Source organism: Roseateles depolymerans (assembly GCF_003387155.1).
GTDB lineage: Bacteria > Pseudomonadota > Gammaproteobacteria > Burkholderiales > Burkholderiaceae_C > Roseateles > Roseateles depolymerans.
This window is the reverse complement of the sequence record NZ_QUMT01000006.1, coordinates 199,383-215,582: the sequence shown is the minus strand read 5'-3', so window position 1 is coordinate 215,582 and position 16,200 is coordinate 199,383. Positions and strand designations below refer to the sequence as shown.

At 66.2% G+C, this 16,200-nt stretch carries 14 protein-coding genes and 1 tRNA gene; 13 read left to right on the top strand and 2 right to left on the bottom strand.

Annotation, left to right across the window (positions count from 1 at the left end):
- Window positions 1–16 precede the first annotated feature (16 nt).
- The 12 genes from DES44_RS22960 (at window position 17) to DES44_RS22905 (ending at window position 11,561) form a co-directional block, all read left to right on the top strand.
- On the top strand, window positions 17–682 hold the full coding sequence (locus DES44_RS22960; RefSeq protein ID WP_058934338.1) for a YfgM family protein: 666 nt from the start codon (window positions 17–19) through the stop codon (window positions 680–682).
- The gene (gene bamB, locus DES44_RS22955) at window positions 679–1,827 is read left to right on the top strand and encodes an outer membrane protein assembly factor BamB (protein WP_083525427.1); all 1,149 of its coding nucleotides are present in this window, start codon (window positions 679–681) and stop codon (window positions 1,825–1,827) included. Before DES44_RS22960 ends, bamB begins: the two co-directional genes overlap by 4 nt.
- Window positions 1,828–1,834: 7 nt before the next feature.
- Complete coding sequence (gene der / locus DES44_RS22950) at window positions 1,835–3,178, top strand: ribosome biogenesis GTPase Der (RefSeq protein ID WP_058934339.1); 1,344 nt, start codon at window positions 1,835–1,837, stop codon at window positions 3,176–3,178.
- 85 nt (window positions 3,179–3,263) lie between these two features.
- Complete coding sequence (gene hfq, locus DES44_RS22945) at window positions 3,264–3,506, top strand: RNA chaperone Hfq (protein WP_058934340.1); 243 nt, start codon at window positions 3,264–3,266, stop codon at window positions 3,504–3,506.
- 134 nt (window positions 3,507–3,640) lie between these two features.
- Window positions 3,641–4,903 carry a GTPase HflX gene (gene hflX / locus DES44_RS22940; RefSeq protein ID WP_058934341.1) on the top strand — a complete coding sequence of 421 codons (1,263 nt, stop codon included), beginning with the start codon at window positions 3,641–3,643 and terminating at the stop codon, window positions 4,901–4,903.
- A 145-nt stretch (window positions 4,904–5,048) separates the two neighbouring features.
- On the top strand, window positions 5,049–6,242 hold the full coding sequence (gene hflK / locus DES44_RS22935) for an FtsH protease activity modulator HflK (protein WP_375137573.1): 1,194 nt from the start codon (window positions 5,049–5,051) through the stop codon (window positions 6,240–6,242).
- A gap of 20 nt (window positions 6,243–6,262) precedes the next feature.
- Window positions 6,263–7,162 (top strand): protease modulator HflC, encoded by a 900-nt coding sequence (gene hflC, locus DES44_RS22930; protein WP_058934343.1) that lies wholly within the window; start codon window positions 6,263–6,265, stop codon window positions 7,160–7,162.
- A gap of 40 nt (window positions 7,163–7,202) precedes the next feature.
- A complete protein-coding gene (locus DES44_RS22925) occupies window positions 7,203–7,394 on the top strand; it encodes a DUF2065 domain-containing protein (protein ID WP_058934344.1) in 192 nt (63 codons plus the stop codon).
- Between the two features lie 158 nt (window positions 7,395–7,552).
- Window positions 7,553–8,716, top strand: coding sequence for an ATP phosphoribosyltransferase regulatory subunit (locus DES44_RS22920; RefSeq protein ID WP_058934345.1), 1,164 nt, complete (start codon window positions 7,553–7,555; stop codon window positions 8,714–8,716).
- Between the two features lie 32 nt (window positions 8,717–8,748).
- Window positions 8,749–10,095 carry an adenylosuccinate synthase gene (locus tag DES44_RS22915; RefSeq protein WP_375137571.1) on the top strand — a complete coding sequence of 449 codons (1,347 nt, stop codon included), beginning with the start codon at window positions 8,749–8,751 and terminating at the stop codon, window positions 10,093–10,095.
- Between the two features lie 71 nt (window positions 10,096–10,166).
- Window positions 10,167–10,688 (top strand): phosphoribosyltransferase, encoded by a 522-nt coding sequence (locus DES44_RS22910; RefSeq protein ID WP_058934346.1) that lies wholly within the window; start codon window positions 10,167–10,169, stop codon window positions 10,686–10,688.
- 264 nt (window positions 10,689–10,952) lie between these two features.
- A complete protein-coding gene (locus tag DES44_RS22905; RefSeq protein WP_058934347.1) occupies window positions 10,953–11,561 on the top strand; it encodes a suppressor of fused domain protein in 609 nt (202 codons plus the stop codon).
- Window positions 11,562–11,821: 260 nt separating this feature from the next.
- Here DES44_RS22905 and DES44_RS22900 read toward each other — a convergent pair.
- Window positions 11,822–11,906, bottom strand: a tRNA-Leu gene (locus tag DES44_RS22900).
- 186 nt (window positions 11,907–12,092) lie between these two features.
- On the opposite strand from DES44_RS22900, the gene rnr reads away from it, so the two are divergent.
- A complete protein-coding gene (rnr, locus tag DES44_RS22895) occupies window positions 12,093–14,456 on the top strand; it encodes a ribonuclease R (RefSeq protein ID WP_058934348.1) in 2,364 nt (787 codons plus the stop codon).
- Window positions 14,457–14,634: 178 nt separating this feature from the next.
- Here rnr and DES44_RS22890 read toward each other — a convergent pair whose 3' ends face one another.
- Window positions 14,635–16,194 carry an NAD(P)H-hydrate dehydratase gene (locus DES44_RS22890; RefSeq protein WP_058934349.1) on the bottom strand — a complete coding sequence of 520 codons (1,560 nt, stop codon included), beginning with the start codon at window positions 16,192–16,194 and terminating at the stop codon, window positions 14,635–14,637.
- Window positions 16,195–16,200 lie beyond the last annotated feature (6 nt).

The following is a 16,200-nucleotide window of genomic DNA, read 5'->3' as shown; positions in this document are numbered from 1 at the left end:
CGACCCCCTCTCTCTCATGGCGTCTCATCTCGATCTCGAAGAACAGGAACAGTTGGAGCAGCTCAAGGCGTTCTGGCAACGCTGGGGCAATCCCATTGTGTGGGTGCTGACCCTGTGCCTGCTGGGTTACGCGGGCTGGACGGGCTGGAACCTCTGGCAGCGCAACAAGGCGGCCGAAGCGTCGGTGCTGTTCACGCAGCTGGAGCAGTCCGTGAAGACGGGCGACCTGAACGGCAGCCAGGGCCTGTGGGCGCAGTTGCAGAAGAATTACGGGTCGACGGCCTACGCGTCACAAGGCGCGCTGCTGACGGCCAAGCTGCAGCTGGACAAGGGCAAGGTGGATGAGGCCAAGGCGTCGCTGAACTGGGCGGCCGCCAATGCCAGCGATGGGGCCTATGCCGACGTGGCCCGCCTGCGCCTGGCCGCCCTGCAGATGGATGCCAAGCAGTGGGACGAAGCCGGCAAGACGCTGGACGCCGTCAAGGGCGCTGAATTCGCGCCCCTGGTGGCCGACCGCCGCGGCGACATCGCACTGCTGCAGAACAAGCCTGACCAGGCCAAGACCGAATTCAAGAAGGCCTACGACGGCCTGGACAAGCAACTGGACTACCGCCGCATGGTGGAGATGAAGCTGGCCAGCCTGGGCGTGGCGGTGGACGCTGACAAGGAGGCTGCCCAATGAGCCGCCGGCTGAGTGCGCTCCGGCCGCTGATGCGTGCGGCCGTGGTGGTCGGTGCCGCGGCGGCGCTGGGCGCCTGCTCGCTGTTCAGCAGCTCCAAGGACGTCAAGCCGGCCCCGCTGGAAACCTTCACCCCGGCGCTGAATGTGCGGGTGGGCTGGGAAGCGCGGGTCGACAGCGTCAAGTTCCCGCTGTCCATCACCGCGGTGAACAACCAGTTCGTGGTGGGCGGCTCCGACGGCGTGATCACCGCGCTGGCAGCCGACACCGGCAACGTGCTGTGGCGGGTCGAGATCGGCAAGGGCCTGAATGCCGGCGTCGGCAGCGACGGCCGCTTCGCCGCTGCGGTGAACCGGGACAACGAACTGGTGGTCAGCGAAGGCGCCAAGATCCTGTGGCGCAAGAGCCTGACCGTGCCGGTCATCACCTCGCCCTTCGTGGCGGGTGAACGGGTGTTCGTCATGACCCTGGACCGCATGGTGCAGGCCTATGACGCCCTGGACGGCCGCAAGCTGTGGGAACTGCGCCGCCCGGGCGAGCCGCTGACCCTGCAGCAGCCTGGCGTCATCGGTGCCTACCAGAACACGCTGCTGGTGGGGCAGGGCTCGCGTCTGGCGGGTGTGGACCCGCTGCGCGGATCGCTGCAGTGGGAAGCCACCATCTCCAACCCGCGCGGCACCAATGAGGTCGAGCGTCTGGCCGATCTGGTCGGCCCGATGGGGCGTGACAACGCCACCTTCTGCGCCCGTGCCTTCCAGTCGGCCGTCGGCTGCATCAACGCCGATCGCGGCTCCGCCATCTGGACCCGCACCGTCGGCGGCACCCGCGGCGTCAGCACCGATGCCGTCATGACGGTGGCGGGCGATGCCTCCGACCGCCTCTCCGCCTGGGGCACGCCCACCGGGGACGTGATCTGGACGGCGGACCAGTTCCTGAACCGCAAGCTCAGCGCGCCACTGGTGACCGACAAAGCGGTCATCGTCGGCGACAGCGAAGGCTATGTGCATTTCCTCTCCCGCGACAAGGGCCAGACGATCCAGCGTCTGTCCACCGACAGCTCCGGCGTGGCTGCAGCGCCCGTGCGCCTGGGCAATGTCGTGCTGATCGCCACCCGCAGCGGCAAGCTGTTTGCGCTGCGCCTCGATTGATTGATTGATGAAACCAGTGATTGCCCTGGTGGGCCGCCCCAATGTGGGCAAGTCCACGCTGTTCAACCGGCTGACGAAAAGCCGTGACGCCATCGTCGCGGACTTCGCCGGCCTCACCCGCGACCGCCACTACGGCGACGGCCGCCTGGGCGATCGCGAGTACATCGTCGTCGATACCGGCGGCTTCGAGCCGGACAGTTCCACCGGCATCGTCAAGGAAATGGCCAAGCAGACCCGCCAGGCCGTGGCCGAGGCGGATACCGTCATCTTCGTGCTGGACGTGCGCAACGGCCTGTCCGGTCAGGACCAGGACATTGCCCGCTACCTGCGCCAGTGCAACAAGCGGGTGCTGATCGCGGTCAACAAGGCCGAAGGCATGCAGGACTCGCCGCTGCTGGCGGAGTTCCACGAGCTGGGCATGGGCGAGCCCCATCCCATCTCCGCCGCGCACGGCCAGGGCATCCGCAGCCTGCTGGAGGCGGCCCTGGAAGGCTTTGAGACCGACGAGGACGACCTGCTTGACGCCGAAGAGGGTGACAAGCCGCAGGTCATCCGCCTGGCGGTGGCGGGCCGTCCCAATGTGGGCAAGAGCACGCTGATCAACACCTGGCTGGGGGAAGAGCGCCTGGTGGCCTTCGACATGCCCGGCACCACCCGCGACGCCATCAGCGTCGACTTCGAGCGCAACGGCCAGAAGTTCAAGCTGATCGACACCGCCGGCCTGCGCCGCAAGGGCCGGGTGTTCGAAGCCATCGAGAAGTTCTCGGTGGTCAAGACCCTGCAGGCCATTGCGGACGCCAACGTCGTGCTGCTGCTGCTCGATGCCACCCAGGGCGTGACCGACCAGGACGCCCACATCGCCGGCTACATCCTGGAAAGCGGCCGGGCGGTGGTGGTGGCCGTCAACAAATGGGATGCGGTGGACAGCTACCAGCGCGAGGTGCTGGAGCGCCAGATCCAGACCCGCCTGGCCTTCCTGCGCTTCGCGCCCATCCTGCACATCTCGGCGCTCAAGCGCCAGGGCCTGGGCCCGCTGTGGAAGGCGCTGGCCGATGCTTATTCATCCGCCTACCGCAAGATGACCACGCCGGTGCTGACCCGCCTCATCCATGAGGCGGTGGAGCACCAGCAGCCCAAGCGCGCCGGCACCTTCCGGCCCAAGCTGCGTTATGCCCACCAAGGGGGCATGAACCCCCCGATCGTGGTGATCCACGGCAATTCGCTGGAGCATGTCAGCGAGGTCTACAAACGCTACCTGGAGGGCCGGATCCGCGATCATTACAAGCTGATCGGGACGCCGATGCGCATCGAGATGCGCTCCTCCAAGAACCCGTTTGCAGACGAAACCTGATTCACGGCCGGTCCGGGGAAACCCGGGGCTGTGATAAGGTCCGGGTTCCAACACCTTCTCTCCCCCTCACAACACGGAGCATATCGTGAGCAACAAAGGACAACTCTTGCAAGACCCCTTCCTGAACCTGCTGCGCAAGGAGCATGTGCCGGTGTCCATCTATCTGGTCAACGGCATCAAGCTGCAAGGCCACATTGAGTCCTTTGACCAATACGTGGTGCTGCTGCGCAATACGGTCACGCAGATGGTCTACAAGCATGCCATCTCCACGGTCGTGCCCGGCCGCGCCGTCAACTTCCACGCTGGCGACGGCGGCGAAGCCAACTGATCCAGGCGGGCCTCCCGGCCATTCCTGACCCGGGCCTTGATTGGACGCCGACCACCCCCATCTAGGGTGAACATGCGCGAACCCGCACATGGGTTTTTGAACGCCGTCCAGACGAGGCCCGACACACATCCATCTTGAACAGCCAAGATCCCACTCATCAGTCGCCGCCCCCCGAGGCGGCGCGTGCCATTTTGGTGGGCGTCGACCTGGGCCGCGGTGAGCCCTTCGACCCCACCCTGGACGAACTGGCCCTGCTGGCCGAATCGGCCGGCGACACCCCCGTGGCCCGCATCGTGGCCAAGCGCAAGGCGCCGGATGCTGCCCTCTTTGTCGGTTCCGGCAAGGCGGACGAAATCAAGCTGATGGTGCAGGCCCATGCGGCCCACACCGTGCTTTTCGACCAGGCCATCTCTCCCGCGCAGCAACGCAACCTGGAACGCCACCTGGGCGTGCCGGTGGCCGACCGTACCGCGCTCATCCTGGAAATCTTCGCCGCTCGGGCGCAGAGCTTCGAGGGCAAGCTGCAGGTGGAACTGGCGCGCCTGCAGTACCTGGCCACCCGGCTGGTGCGGCGCTGGAGCCACCTGGAGCGTCAAAGCGGCGGCATCGGCATGCGCGGCGGTCCGGGCGAGCGCCAGATCGAGCTGGACCGCCGGATGATCGACGACCGGATCAAGACCATCAAGGAACGGCTCAAGAAGGTCGAGCGCCAGCGCAGCACCCAGCGCCGGGCCCGCGCCCGCAATGGCGTGTTCCGCGTGTCGCTGGTGGGCTATACCAACGCCGGCAAGAGCACGCTGTTCAATGCGCTGACCAAGGCCCGCACCTATGCGGCCAACCAGTTGTTCGCCACGCTGGACACGACCACCCGCTCCCTCTACCTCGAGGAAGCGGGCAGCAGTGTGTCGCTGTCGGACACGGTGGGTTTCATCCGCGACCTGCCCCACAAGCTGGTGGAGGCCTTCAAGGCCACGCTGCAGGAGGCGGCAGACGCCGACCTGCTGCTGCATGTGGTGGATGCCGCCAGCCCGGTGCTGACCGAGCAGATGGAAGAGGTGGAGCGGGTGCTGGCCGAAATCGGCGCCCAGCACATCCCGCAGATCCTGGTCTACAACAAGCTGGATCTGCTGGAGCCCACCCAGCGCCCCCGGGAGATGCAGGACTGGCTCCCGCGCCTGGGCGGCGAACATGGGGGCCAGCGTCTGCCCCGCATCTTCGTCAGCGCCGCCGGCGGGGAAGGGCTGGACCTGCTGCGTTCGCGAATTGCGGCGCTGATGCAGGCGTCCCCCGTGCCGGAAACATGGGATCCCGATTTCAAGAGCGACGAGCTTCCGCAAGACCTGACCCAGGATCTCCCCGCACCGAAGGATGCTTCGGGGCATGATCCCGGGGAATGACGGCTGGGATGCCCGATACTTGCAACAAGACTTCCTCACCAGGATGCGTATGAACCAACACAACAGCATGCCCGCCGGCTCCGGCCGGACGCCTCAGGGAGGCTCCCGCATTGGAGGGCGCTTGCGTCAATGGGTGGGCCTGTGGATGAGCAACGGCCGCAATGAAGGCCCGCCTGACCTGGACGAACTGTGGCGCGACTTCAACCGCAAGCTCTCCCGCCTGTTCGGCGGCCGCGGCGGCAATGACGGCAACAGCGGCGGCAGCGGCGGCGGCAACAACTACCAGCCCGACATGCGCGGCGCCGGCATCGGCGTGAGCCTGGTCATCGGCGTCGTGGTGCTGGGCTGGCTGGCCAGTGGCCTCTTCATCGTGCAGGAAGGCCAGCAGGGCGTGATCACCTCCTTCGGCAAGTACAGCCGCACGGTGGACGCCGGCATTTCCTACCGGCTGCCCTATCCGTTCCAGGCGCATGAAGTGGTGTCCTTCACCCAGCTGCAGTCGGTGGAAATCGGCCGCAGCCAGGGCACGACCGGCGGTCTGAAGGATTCGTCCATGCTGACCCAGGACGAGAACATCGTGGACATCCGCTTCACGGTGCAGTACCGCCTGAAGGATTCTCGCGACTTCCTGTTCGAGAACGTGGACGCCAACCAGGCGGTGGTGCAGGCCTCTGAATCGGCGGTGCGCGAGATCGTGGGCCGCAGCAGCATGGACTCGGTGCTGTACGAGCAGCGCGATGCCATCGCCATCGACCTGAGCAAGTCCATCCAGGCGCAACTGGACCGCCTCAAGACCGGCATCCAGATCGTCAGCGTCAACGTGAACGGCGTGCAGCCGCCCGAGCCGGTGCAGGCCGCCTTCGACGACGCCTTCCGCGCCAACTCCGACCGCGAGCGTCTGAAGAACGAGGGCGAAGCCTACGCCAACAAGGTCATCCCGACCGCGCAGGGCCAGGCCGCCCGGGTGCGTGAAGAAGCCGAAGCCTATCGGGCCAAGGTGGTCTCCACCGCCGAGGGTGATGCCGACCGCTTCCGCAGCGTGCTGACCGAGTACCAGAAGGCCCCGGGCGTGACCCGCGACCGTCTCTACATCGACGCCATGCGGGACATCTACTCCAACGTCACCAAGGTGATGGTGGACAGCCGCAACAACTCCAACCTGCTGTATCTGCCGCTGGACAAGCTGATCCAGCAGCAGGGCACCGGTTCGTCTGGTGTCACCAGCAGCACGCCCAGCCCGGTCGCTCCGCAGGATCCGACCACCAGCGGCAGCACCATGCTGAATCCGGACAACCGCTCGCGGGACAACCTGCGCGGTCGTGACCGCGACAGCCGCTGATCGAAGGGGAGACTCAGACAATGAACCGCATCGTTTCCGTCGTCCTCGGCCTGCTGATCCTCTTCATGGTGGCCAGTTCCACCCTGTTCGTGGTGGATCAACGTCAATTTGCCGTCGTCTATTCGCTGGGTGAGATCAAGGAAGTGGTCACCGAGCCGGGCCTGAAGTTCAAGCTGCCGCCCCCGCTGCAGAACGTGATCTTCCTGGACCGTCGCATCCAGACCCTGGACAGCCCGGACACCCGTCCCATCTTCACCGCTGAGAAGAAGAGCATCGTCATCGACTGGCTGGTGAAGTGGCGCATCGTGGATGCCAGGCAGTTCATCCGCAACAGCGGCCCCTCCATGCGCAACCTGGAGAACCGCCTCAGCCCCATCGTGCAGGCGGCGCTGAATGAGGAAGTGACCCGTCGCACCGTGCGGGCCGTGCTGGCCACCGAGCGCGAAAAGGTCATGACCGATGTGCGCAAGCGCCTGGAAGAAGAAGCCAAGCAGTTCGGCATCGAGATCGTGGACGTGCGCGTCAAGCGCGTGGACTTCTCGCCCACCATCACCGAAGCCGTCTACAACCGCATGAAGTCTGAGCGCATCCGCGTGGCCAACGAACTGCGCGCCACCGGCGGTGCCGAAGGCGAGAAGATCAAGGCCGATGCCGACAAGCAGCAGGACATCATCCTGGCCGAGGCCTATCGGGACGCGCAGAAGATCATGGGTGAGGGCGATGCCAAGGCGTCGGCCCTGTATGCCGAGGCCTTCGGCAAGGACCCCAACTTCGCGCAGTTCTATCGGTCGCTGGAAGCCTATCGTGCGTCCTTCCGCAAGAAGAGCGACATGATCGTGGTGGATCCGTCGTCCGACTTCTTCAAGGCCATGCGTGGGGCCGGCGGCGCCAACGCGCCAGCCGCTCCGCAGAAGAAGTAAACCCAACCCCGCAGGCACCGAAAGGTGCCTGTGTCGTTTCATGAATGGCAAAAGCTGGTGGGCAGCCCTCGGGCTGATGCTGGTGGTGGAGGGGCTGATGCCCCTGCTTCGCCCGATGGCCTGGCGCGAGGTGTTCACGAAGCTGCTGGCGATGAGTGACGGCCAGATCCGTTTCATCGGGCTGTGCAGCGTCGTGGCGGGGGGTGTGCTGCTGGTGCTGATGGCCGGCTGAGTCGCCCGGCCGTAGGGGTCGCCCGCCCTCAAACGTGGCGAAATACCGCAGTCGGCGCCGCTGCCGACGGTGCGGATGACCCTTGCTCGTGCGTTCAGCAACGCCAGCGCTGCGCGACCCCGGTACAATGCCGTTTTTAACCCCCTCCCTGAACGTCCATGGCCTCTGCTTGGCTGCTGCCCGAGCACATTGCTGACGTCCTGCCTTCCCAGGCCCGCCGCATTGAAGAACTGCGTCGAGATCTGCTGGATATGGCCCGGACCTACGGTTGCGAGCTGGTGATGCCTCCCATGTTGGAGCACCTGGACTCGCTGCTGTCGGGTACCGGCCAGGCTTTGGACCTGATGACCTTCAAGCTGGTGGACCAGCTCTCCGGCCGCAGTCTCGGCCTGCGGGCGGACACCACGCCGCAGGTGGCGCGCATCGACGCCCATCTGCTGAACCGCGAAGGTGTGACCCGGCTGTGCTACTGCGGCCCGGTGCTGCACACCCGTGCGGAAGGCCTCACCGCCACCCGCGAACCGCTTCAATTTGGCGTCGAGATCTACGGCCATGCCGGCCTGGAGGCCGACCTGGAAGTGCAGGAACTGGCACTGGATGCCCTGCATCGCGCCGGCCTGACCCAGATCACGCTGGACCTGGGCGACGCCCGGCTGGTGCGGGGCGTGCTGGGCGACCACCGTCTGGACGAAGACCGTCTGGCCGTGCTGGTCCAGGCCATGGGCGCCAAGGATGCAGGCGGTGTCGCCTCGTTCGAAGGCGAACTGCCCGCCGCGGTGATCGACGGCCTGCAGACGCTGCTGGGCCTGTATGGCGACATCGAGCTGCTGGCCCAGGCCCGTGAACGTCTGCCCCGTCACCCGCTCATCACCGCGGCGCTGGACGACCTGGACTGGCTGGTGCGTCACCTGCGCGCCACCCATCCGGAACTGCGCATCGGCCTGGACCTGGCCGACCTGCCCGGCTACGCGTACTACAGCGGCGTGCGTTTTGCACTGTATGCCCAGGGCTGCAGCGATGCCGTCCTGCGCGGCGGCCGCTATGACGAGGTGGGGGCCGTGTTCGGCCGCCGTCGTCCGGCGGTGGGCTTCAGCCTGGACCTCAAGACCCTGGTCGGGCTGATCCCGGCCACCCAGTTGCGCGCCGCCGTTCGTGCACCCTGGGGCGTGGCGCCGGACCTGCGCGCCGCGGTGCGTCGCCTGCGGGAGCAGGGCGAGACCGTGGTGTGCGTGCTGCCCGGCCATGAGCACGAGAACGACGAATTCGAATGCGACCGCGAGCTGGTGAACACCAGCGGTCAATGGGTGCTGCGAGCGCTGTAAGCCTCGCCCCCACCAACAACCTCTTTGATCGGATGAACAACATGCAAAGCACTGAGATCGCGCGCGGCCGCAACGTGGTGGTCGTTGGCACCCAGTGGGGTGACGAAGGCAAGGGCAAGGTCGTGGACTGGATGACCGATCACGCCGAGGGCGTGGTGCGTTTCCAGGGCGGCCACAATGCCGGCCACACGCTGGTGATCAAGGGCGTGAAGACGGCCCTGCAGCTGATCCCCTCGGGCATCATGCGCGACGGCGTGGCCTGCTACATCGGCAACGGCGTGGTGGTGGACCCCTCCCATCTGCTGTCCGAGATCGAGCGCCTGGAGAAGGCGGGTGTGGAAGTGCGTTCGCGCCTGTTCATCAGCGAATCCTGCCCGCTGATCCTGCCCTTCCACGTGGAAGTGGACCGCGCCCGCGAAGCCCTGCGTGAAAGCAGCGGCAGCGGCAAGATCGGCACCACCGGCAAGGGCATCGGCCCGGCCTACGAAGACAAGGTGGCCCGCCGCGCCCTGCGCGTGCAGGACCTGAAGCATCCGGAGCGTTTTGCCAAGAAGCTCAAGGAGCTGCTGGACATGCACAACGTGGCGCTGTCCGGCTATCTGAATGCCAAGCCGCTGGAATTCCAGCCGATCTTTGACCACGCCATGTCGCTGGCCGACCAGATCAAGCCGATGATGGCCGATGTGGGCTACCTGCTGCACAAGGCGCATCAGGCCGGCCAGAACATCCTGTTCGAGGGCGCGCAGGGCACGCTGCTGGACATCGACCACGGCACCTACCCCTACGTGACCTCCAGCAACTGCGTGGCCGGCAATGCGGCGGCGGGTGCGGGCGTGGGTCCGCAGATGCTGCATTACATGCTGGGCATCACCAAGGCCTATGCCACCCGCGTCGGCAGCGGTCCGTTCCCGACCGAGCTGGACTGGGAGAACCCGGGCACCGTCGGCCACCATCTCTCCACCGTCGGCCAGGAGCGCGGCACGGTGACGGGACGTGCCCGTCGCTGCGGCTGGCTGGATGCTGCAGCGCTCAAGCGCTCCATCATCATCAACGGCATCACCGGCCTGTGCCTGACCAAGCTGGACGTGCTGGACGGGCTCAAGGAAGTGAACATGTGCGTGGGCTATGAGCTGCATGGCCAGCGCATCGACATCCTGCCGCTGGACGCCGACGACATCCTGGCCTGCAAGCCGATCTACGAAGTGTTCCCCGGCTGGACGGAAAGCACCTTCGGCGTGACCGACTGGGATGCGCTGCCGGCCAATGCCCGCGCCTACCTGAAGCGGGTGGAAGAGGTGATCGGTGCGCCGATCGCGATGGTGTCCACCGGTCCGGATCGGGACCACACCATTTTGCTGCGTCACCCGTTCCAGGCCTGATCTTGGCTTGACCGCGGTCTGATCGCCATTTTTTGACCCCTTATCTGTTTCTTTCCTGAGGAGCCCTCCCCATGTTGACCGACGACGGCAAGCATCTGTATGTGTCGTGGGATGAATACCACTTGCTGATCGAACGCCTGGCATTGAAGGTGCACGCCTCGGGCTGGGAATTCGATCAGATCCTGTGCCTGGCCCGTGGGGGCATGCGCCCGGGGGACGTGCTGTCGCGGGTGTTCGACAAGCCGCTGGGCATCATGTCCACGAGTTCGTATCGCGCGGAAGCGGGGACGATTCAGGGGCGGCTGGATATTGCCAAGTACATCACCATGCCCAAGGGGGAACTCGCCGGCCGCGTGCTGCTGGTGGATGACCTGGCGGATTCGGGCGTGACGCTCAAGGCGGTGGTGGAGCGTCTGCGTGGGATGCCGGCGATTCAGGAGCTGCGTTCGGCGGTGATTTGGACGAAGAGTGTGTCTACGTATACGCCGGACTATTACGTTGAGCTGCTGACGACCAGCCCTTGGATCCATCAGCCGTTCGAAGACTACGATTCGCTGCGGCCGGATGCTTTGGCCAAGAAATTCGCGATCTGAGCTCCCCCCCTACCGGCTCACGCCGGCCCCCCCCGGGGGGCGAGCGCGGTGGACTGGCAGAGCCAGATCCACGCGCTCCGCTTGGGTGGGAGCGGCGCTTCGCGCGCTCCATTTGGTGAGGAGCGGTGCTTTCGCGTTCCGATGCGTGGGCGGCAACTGCCGGGTGTGCGTGAAAATGAAAGGTGGCCTGAGGGTCGCCTTTTTTTTGTTCTGGCGCGGTTGGGGATGGGCTTCAGCTGCGCTTTTGATTGGGGGCGGAGAGAGATGAGCGAAGAGAACAGTCAAGGTGTCAGCGACGATGACAAGGCGATCGCCAGGAAACTGGCGGCTGCGTTCAATCGTCCGATCAAAGTCTTCTCGCATCGCGACGATGAGCAGGACGACCTTGAGGTGAACGTCTTCTATGCGCCAGACGCCCCCGCGCGTGGAGTGGCGTCTTACGGCACCATCGGGCTGTCCAATTCCCCGCTTTTCACGCCAAAGGGGGAGGCGCAACATCGGCTCGAATTGGTCGGCGCCTGCGCTTCCGAGGTGGAACACTTCCCCAATGCGCTCGCCACCGTCGCCATGAAAATCATGGGAGGACACCCGGCGTTTCCCGGTGCCATCTTCCACGGGGTGATCGATACCTACAAGCTGTCCCCCACCATGAGCAGCATGATGCTGGTGGATCCGTTTCTCTGGGACGATTCATTTGCCGCTGAGACGCTCAGCGCAAAAACAGTGGCGTGGCTGCAGGCCATTCCCATCAGCAAGGAAGAGGCACAGTTCGCGCAAGCAAATGGGGCGGATGCGTTGACTGATCTGTTCGTTGAGGAGCAGATTGATGTGTACGACATCGAGCGCAGCAGTGTGGTGGGCCGCGGGGCGTAGAAGCTCAGTCACTTGGCGGTGATGTGCCGGTGGTGGGGCGGTAATGTGCCGGTGATGGCCGCGGCACGCGATGGCGCAGCTCTTTCTGGCGCCCCTCGGCACTCCTGTGCACTGCCCCGAGGACTCGGTCACGCAAGCGCGACCCCGGTTTGGACCTACGGTCCAAACCATTCGAGTCCTCGCGTGATGTCCACTGGACATCACTTCCTGGGCGTCAGAATGAGAAAAGGGGTCAGCTTGCGCTGACCCCTTTTCGAAATTGGTGCCCAGGAGAGGACTCGAACCTCCACGGAGTTACCCGCTAGTACCTGAAACTAGTGCGTCTACCAATTCCGCCACCTGGGCTAAGTTCCAAAAACCGACCCTCTCTGATTCCCCAGTTCCACATCACCTACATTGGATAGCTTCAGTCTTCAACCTCAGGTATCCTAGGAACCAAGTTCTCGAGAAGCGCTTTTGCGTTTCAGGAAAGACAAGGATCATACTATCAAAAACTTCAAGAACGCAAGCTCGCAAACGCCCAATTCATTGATGGGCGAAGTCGAAGGGACCGTGCAAGGCCATCGCGACGGCCACGGCTTCCTGATGCCGGATGACGGCCAGCCCGACGTCTACCTGTCCTCCCAGGAAATGCATGCCGTGATGCACGGCGACCGGCTGCGCGTGCGCATCGTGCGCTTCGACAAGCGCAATCGCCCCGAAGGCCGCGTGCTCGAAATCCTGGAACGCCGCAAGAAACCCATCATCGGCCGCTTGCTGCTCGAATCCGGTATCTGGCTCGTCGCCCCCGAAGACAAGCGTTATGGGCAGGACATCCTCGTCCCCAAAAACGCCATTGCCAATGCGACCGCCGGCCAGATCGTGGCCGTCGAACTGACCGAGCCGCCGTCCCTGTATTCGCAACCCGTTGGTCGCGTGACCGAAGTGCTCGGCGAGATCGACGACCCCGGCATGGAAATCGAGATCGCCGTGCGCAAGTACGAGGTCCCGCACGCCTTCAGCCCCGACACCCTTGCCCAGGCCGCCAAGCTGCCCGACAAGGTCCGCGCCGCCGACATGAAGCACCGCGTGGACCTGCGCGACGTCGCCCTGGTCACCATCGACGGTGAAGATGCCCGCGACTTCGACGACGCCGTCTATTGCGAACCCCACAAGCAAGGCCGCGGCAAGAACGCGTTCAAGGGCTGGCGCCTGCTGGTGGCCATCGCCGACGTGAGCCACTACGTCAAGCCCGGCGAGCCGCTGGACCGCGATGCCTACGAGCGCGCCACGTCCGTCTACTTCCCGCGCCGCGTGATTCCCATGCTGCCGGAAAAGCTGTCCAACGGCCTGTGCTCGCTCAATCCTGACCAGGACCGGCTGTCCATGGTCTGCGACATGCTCGTGGACGAAGCCGGTGAGGTCCAGGCCTACCAGTTCTTCCCGGCCGTCATCAATTCCCATGCACGGCTGACCTACACCGAGGTCGCTTCGATCCTGGGCAACACCCACGGTCCCGAAGCCGCCAAGCGCCGCGACCTCGTGCCGCATCTGCTGCATCTGCATGAGGTCTACCGCGCACTGCTGTCCCAGCGGGCCAAGCGCGGCGCGGTCGATTTCGAGACGACGGAAACCCAGATCGTCTGCGACGACAACGGCCGCATCGAGAAGATCGTCCCCCGCACCCGCAATGAGGCCCACCGCCTGATCGAGGAGGCCATGCTGGCCGCCAACGTCTGCGCCGCCGACTTCATTGCCGGCGGCAAGCATGCGTCGCTGTTCCGCGTCCACGAAGGGCCGACGCCGGAAAAGCGCACCGCGCTGCAGGCGTATCTGCGCGCGCTGGGCATCGGCATGGGCATCAGTGACGATCCGGCCCCCGGTGAGTACCAGGCCATCGCGCAGGCCACCAAGGACCGGCCCGACGCCACCCAGATCCACACCATGCTGTTGCGCTCCATGCAGCAGGCCATCTACACGCCCGCCAACTCCGGCCACTTCGGCCTGGCCTACCAGGCCTACACCCACTTCACCAGCCCGATCCGTCGGTATCCCGACCTGCTGGTGCACCGGGTGATCAAGGCCCTGCTGGGCAACAAGAAGTACACCCTGGATGCGCACAAGATGGACGCGGCCAAGCCGCTGCCCAAGCGTCCGGGACGTCCCACCAAGACGCTCAACCCCGCCACCGCCACGACCGAGGCGGAACGCTGGGAGATCGTCGGCGCGCACTGCAGTGCCAATGAGCGCCGGGCCGATGAGGCCTCGCGCGATGTGGAAGCCTGGCTCAAGTGCCGCTTCATGCGCGACCACCTCGGCGAGGAGTTCGCCGGCACGGTCAGCGCGGTGACCAGCTTCGGCCTCTTCGTGCAGCTCGATGCGCTGTATGTGGAAGGTCTGGTGCACATCACCGAACTGGGCGGCGAGTACTTCAAGTTCGACGAGGTGCGCCAGGAACTGCGTGGCGAGCGCACCGGCATTCGCTACGCCACCGGCGCGCGAGTGCAGGTGCAGGTCAGCCGCGTGGACCTGGACGGCCGAAAGATCGACTTCCGCCTCGTGCGGGAGCAGGACGAGGCCCGTCAACTGCAGCGCGCGATGCGCGACAAGCACGGCGACTCGCGCCGTCAGGACCGTCATGGCGACAAGCGGGCCGCTCGCAAGCCGCTGGCCGAGATCGTGAGCGCGCCGGAAGTCGGCGCGGAAACGGTGTCGGCGGTGGAGCAGCTCGAGCGCATCGAGAAGGTCGATCGCGCCCTGAAGGCAGAGCGCCGGAAGGCAGAAAGGTCCGCCAAGACGGTGGCCACGCATCCGGTCAAGGCGGCCAAGCGCACGGCGCGTGGCGCGAAGCGTCCGGCGGCGAAGGCCGCCAATGCGTCGGCACCGACCAAGGCGCCGCGCAAGTCGCGGACCTGAGCGGAAGCGGACCTGAGCGGAGGCGGACCTGAGCGGAGGCGGTCCTCGCGGCGGTGGCCCAAGAGGTCGCTGAAGCAGTTGTGGACGCGGGCACCTCAGTAGGGGGCCCAGCTGCGGCATCAGCGGCTGCCGGATTGGGGCGGGGGGGCGGCCTGCGGTGGCTGTGGACGTTGCGCCATCAAGCGCGTCGCAGCGCCCCCATCGCCTCGATCAGGTCGGCCGCGCGCAGGGGGCCTGCATGGTCCTGCGCGGCTGCTCCATGCCACAGCACCGCTGTGCGGGCGACCGTGTGGGCCTCCGCGTCTGGCGCCTGCGCCCAGAGGCCTCCGGCCCACCCGGCCAGCACATCCCCGGTCCCCGCCGTAGCCAGTGCGGGGGAGCCCGAGCTGTTGATGTCCGGCAGATGCCCCGGCGACGCGATCACGGTCCCCGAGCCCTTGAGCACCACCGTGCAATCAAACCGTTCGGCCAATGCCTTGGCGGCTGCCAACCGGTCGGACTGAATGGCGGCAGCGCCGGCCAGACCCAGCAGGCGCGCAGCTTCCAGCGGGTGTGGCGTCAGCATCGTCTGCAGGCCATGCGAGCGTCGCGCCGCCAGCCGTTTGCGCAGGGCCTCATCGTCCGCGACGAGATTCAATCCATCCGCATCCACCACCAGATGTCTGGCCTCGTGCAGCACCGCATCCAGCCAGGGCAGGATGCCGGTGTCGCCCCCACAGCCGCACACCACCACGGCATCACGCCAGGCTTGCGGCTGGCGCCACCGCTGCGCCGGCCAATGCATCAGCTCGGGGCGTGCCGGCCAGGGTTGTCCGTCGTCGTCCGGCAGGGCCGCATAGACACGGCCGGCGCCTGCGGTGAGTGCGGCGGTGGCCGCCAGCCAGGCCGCGCCGCGCATGCCCGGTGCGCCGCCCAGCACCACCACATCGCCCTGGCGCCCCTTGTGGCTGGTGGCGCCGCGAGGATGCTGCTGGTGCCACTCGGTCAACGCGTCCAGCCCGACCCAGTGCGCCGTGGCGGGCGAGGGCGTCACACCCAGATCGTCGAACCAGAGGCGTCCCGCATAGGCGCGGCCCTCGCCGGTCACCAGCCCGGGCTTGAGCGTCAGGAGCGAAAGCGTATGGTCGGCGCGGATGGTGTCGGCGCCGCAGGTCTGGCCGGTGTCGGCATGCAGACCGCTCGGCAGGTCGATGGCGAGCGTGGGGGCGGGATGGCGGTTGGCCAGACGGATGGCGGCCGCGATGTCACCTTCCGGGGCGCGGTGGGCGCCTAGTCCCAACAGGCCGTCAATCCAGAGGTCGATGGGTGCGGGAGGCGCGCCTGCAATCAAGCCCGAGCCCGATGCCGCACTCGACCCGGGGGAAGGGTGGCCATCCACCGTCGGAAGACCGCGCCGAATCTCAAGCCCCGCATCAACCGCAGCGCGAAGCGCATGGGCCGCGTCACTGCCTGCGGCCGGTTCCGGCCCGAAGCGGTACACCTGCAGGCGCCACCCGCGTGCGGCCAGCCATCGTGCCGCGATCAGCGCATCCCCGCCGTTGTTGCCGGGCCCCGCCAGCACCACGGCAGATCGGCCATGTGGCACCAGCGCCATCGCCAGCCTTGCGACGGCCGCGCCCGCCTGCTCGATCAACTGGTGCGCTGGTCGCTGCTGCAGCGCAGCCTTCTCCAGTTCGCGGCTGGCCGCGATGTCGTGGAGCGGCCAGGTGGCTTGGGTGTGGGGGAGCAAGGCGCGCATGCGCCG

Bases quoted from the DNA above. Each gene is read 5' to 3' on its own strand.
- DES44_RS22960 (WP_058934338.1), top strand. From the start codon at position 17: ATGGCGTCTCATCTCGATCTCGAAGAACAGGAACAGTTGGAGCAGCTC.
- bamB (WP_083525427.1), top strand. From the start codon at position 679: ATGAGCCGCCGGCTGAGTGCGCTCCGGCCGCTGATGCGTGCGGCCGTG.
- der (WP_058934339.1), top strand. From the start codon at position 1,835: ATGAAACCAGTGATTGCCCTGGTGGGCCGCCCCAATGTGGGCAAGTCC.
- hflK (WP_375137573.1), top strand. From the start codon at position 5,049: ATGAGCAACGGCCGCAATGAAGGCCCGCCTGACCTGGACGAACTGTGG.
- hflC (WP_058934343.1), top strand. From the start codon at position 6,263: ATGAACCGCATCGTTTCCGTCGTCCTCGGCCTGCTGATCCTCTTCATG.
- DES44_RS22925 (WP_058934344.1), top strand. From the start codon at position 7,203: ATGAATGGCAAAAGCTGGTGGGCAGCCCTCGGGCTGATGCTGGTGGTG.
- DES44_RS22920 (WP_058934345.1), top strand. From the start codon at position 7,553: ATGGCCTCTGCTTGGCTGCTGCCCGAGCACATTGCTGACGTCCTGCCT.
- DES44_RS22915 (WP_375137571.1), top strand. From the start codon at position 8,749: ATGAACAACATGCAAAGCACTGAGATCGCGCGCGGCCGCAACGTGGTG.
- DES44_RS22910 (WP_058934346.1), top strand. From the start codon at position 10,167: ATGTTGACCGACGACGGCAAGCATCTGTATGTGTCGTGGGATGAATAC.
- DES44_RS22905 (WP_058934347.1), top strand. From the start codon at position 10,953: ATGAGCGAAGAGAACAGTCAAGGTGTCAGCGACGATGACAAGGCGATC.
- rnr (WP_058934348.1), top strand. From the start codon at position 12,093: ATGGGCGAAGTCGAAGGGACCGTGCAAGGCCATCGCGACGGCCACGGC.
- DES44_RS22890 (WP_058934349.1), bottom strand. From the start codon at position 16,194: ATGCGCGCCTTGCTCCCCCACACCCAAGCCACCTGGCCGCTCCACGAC.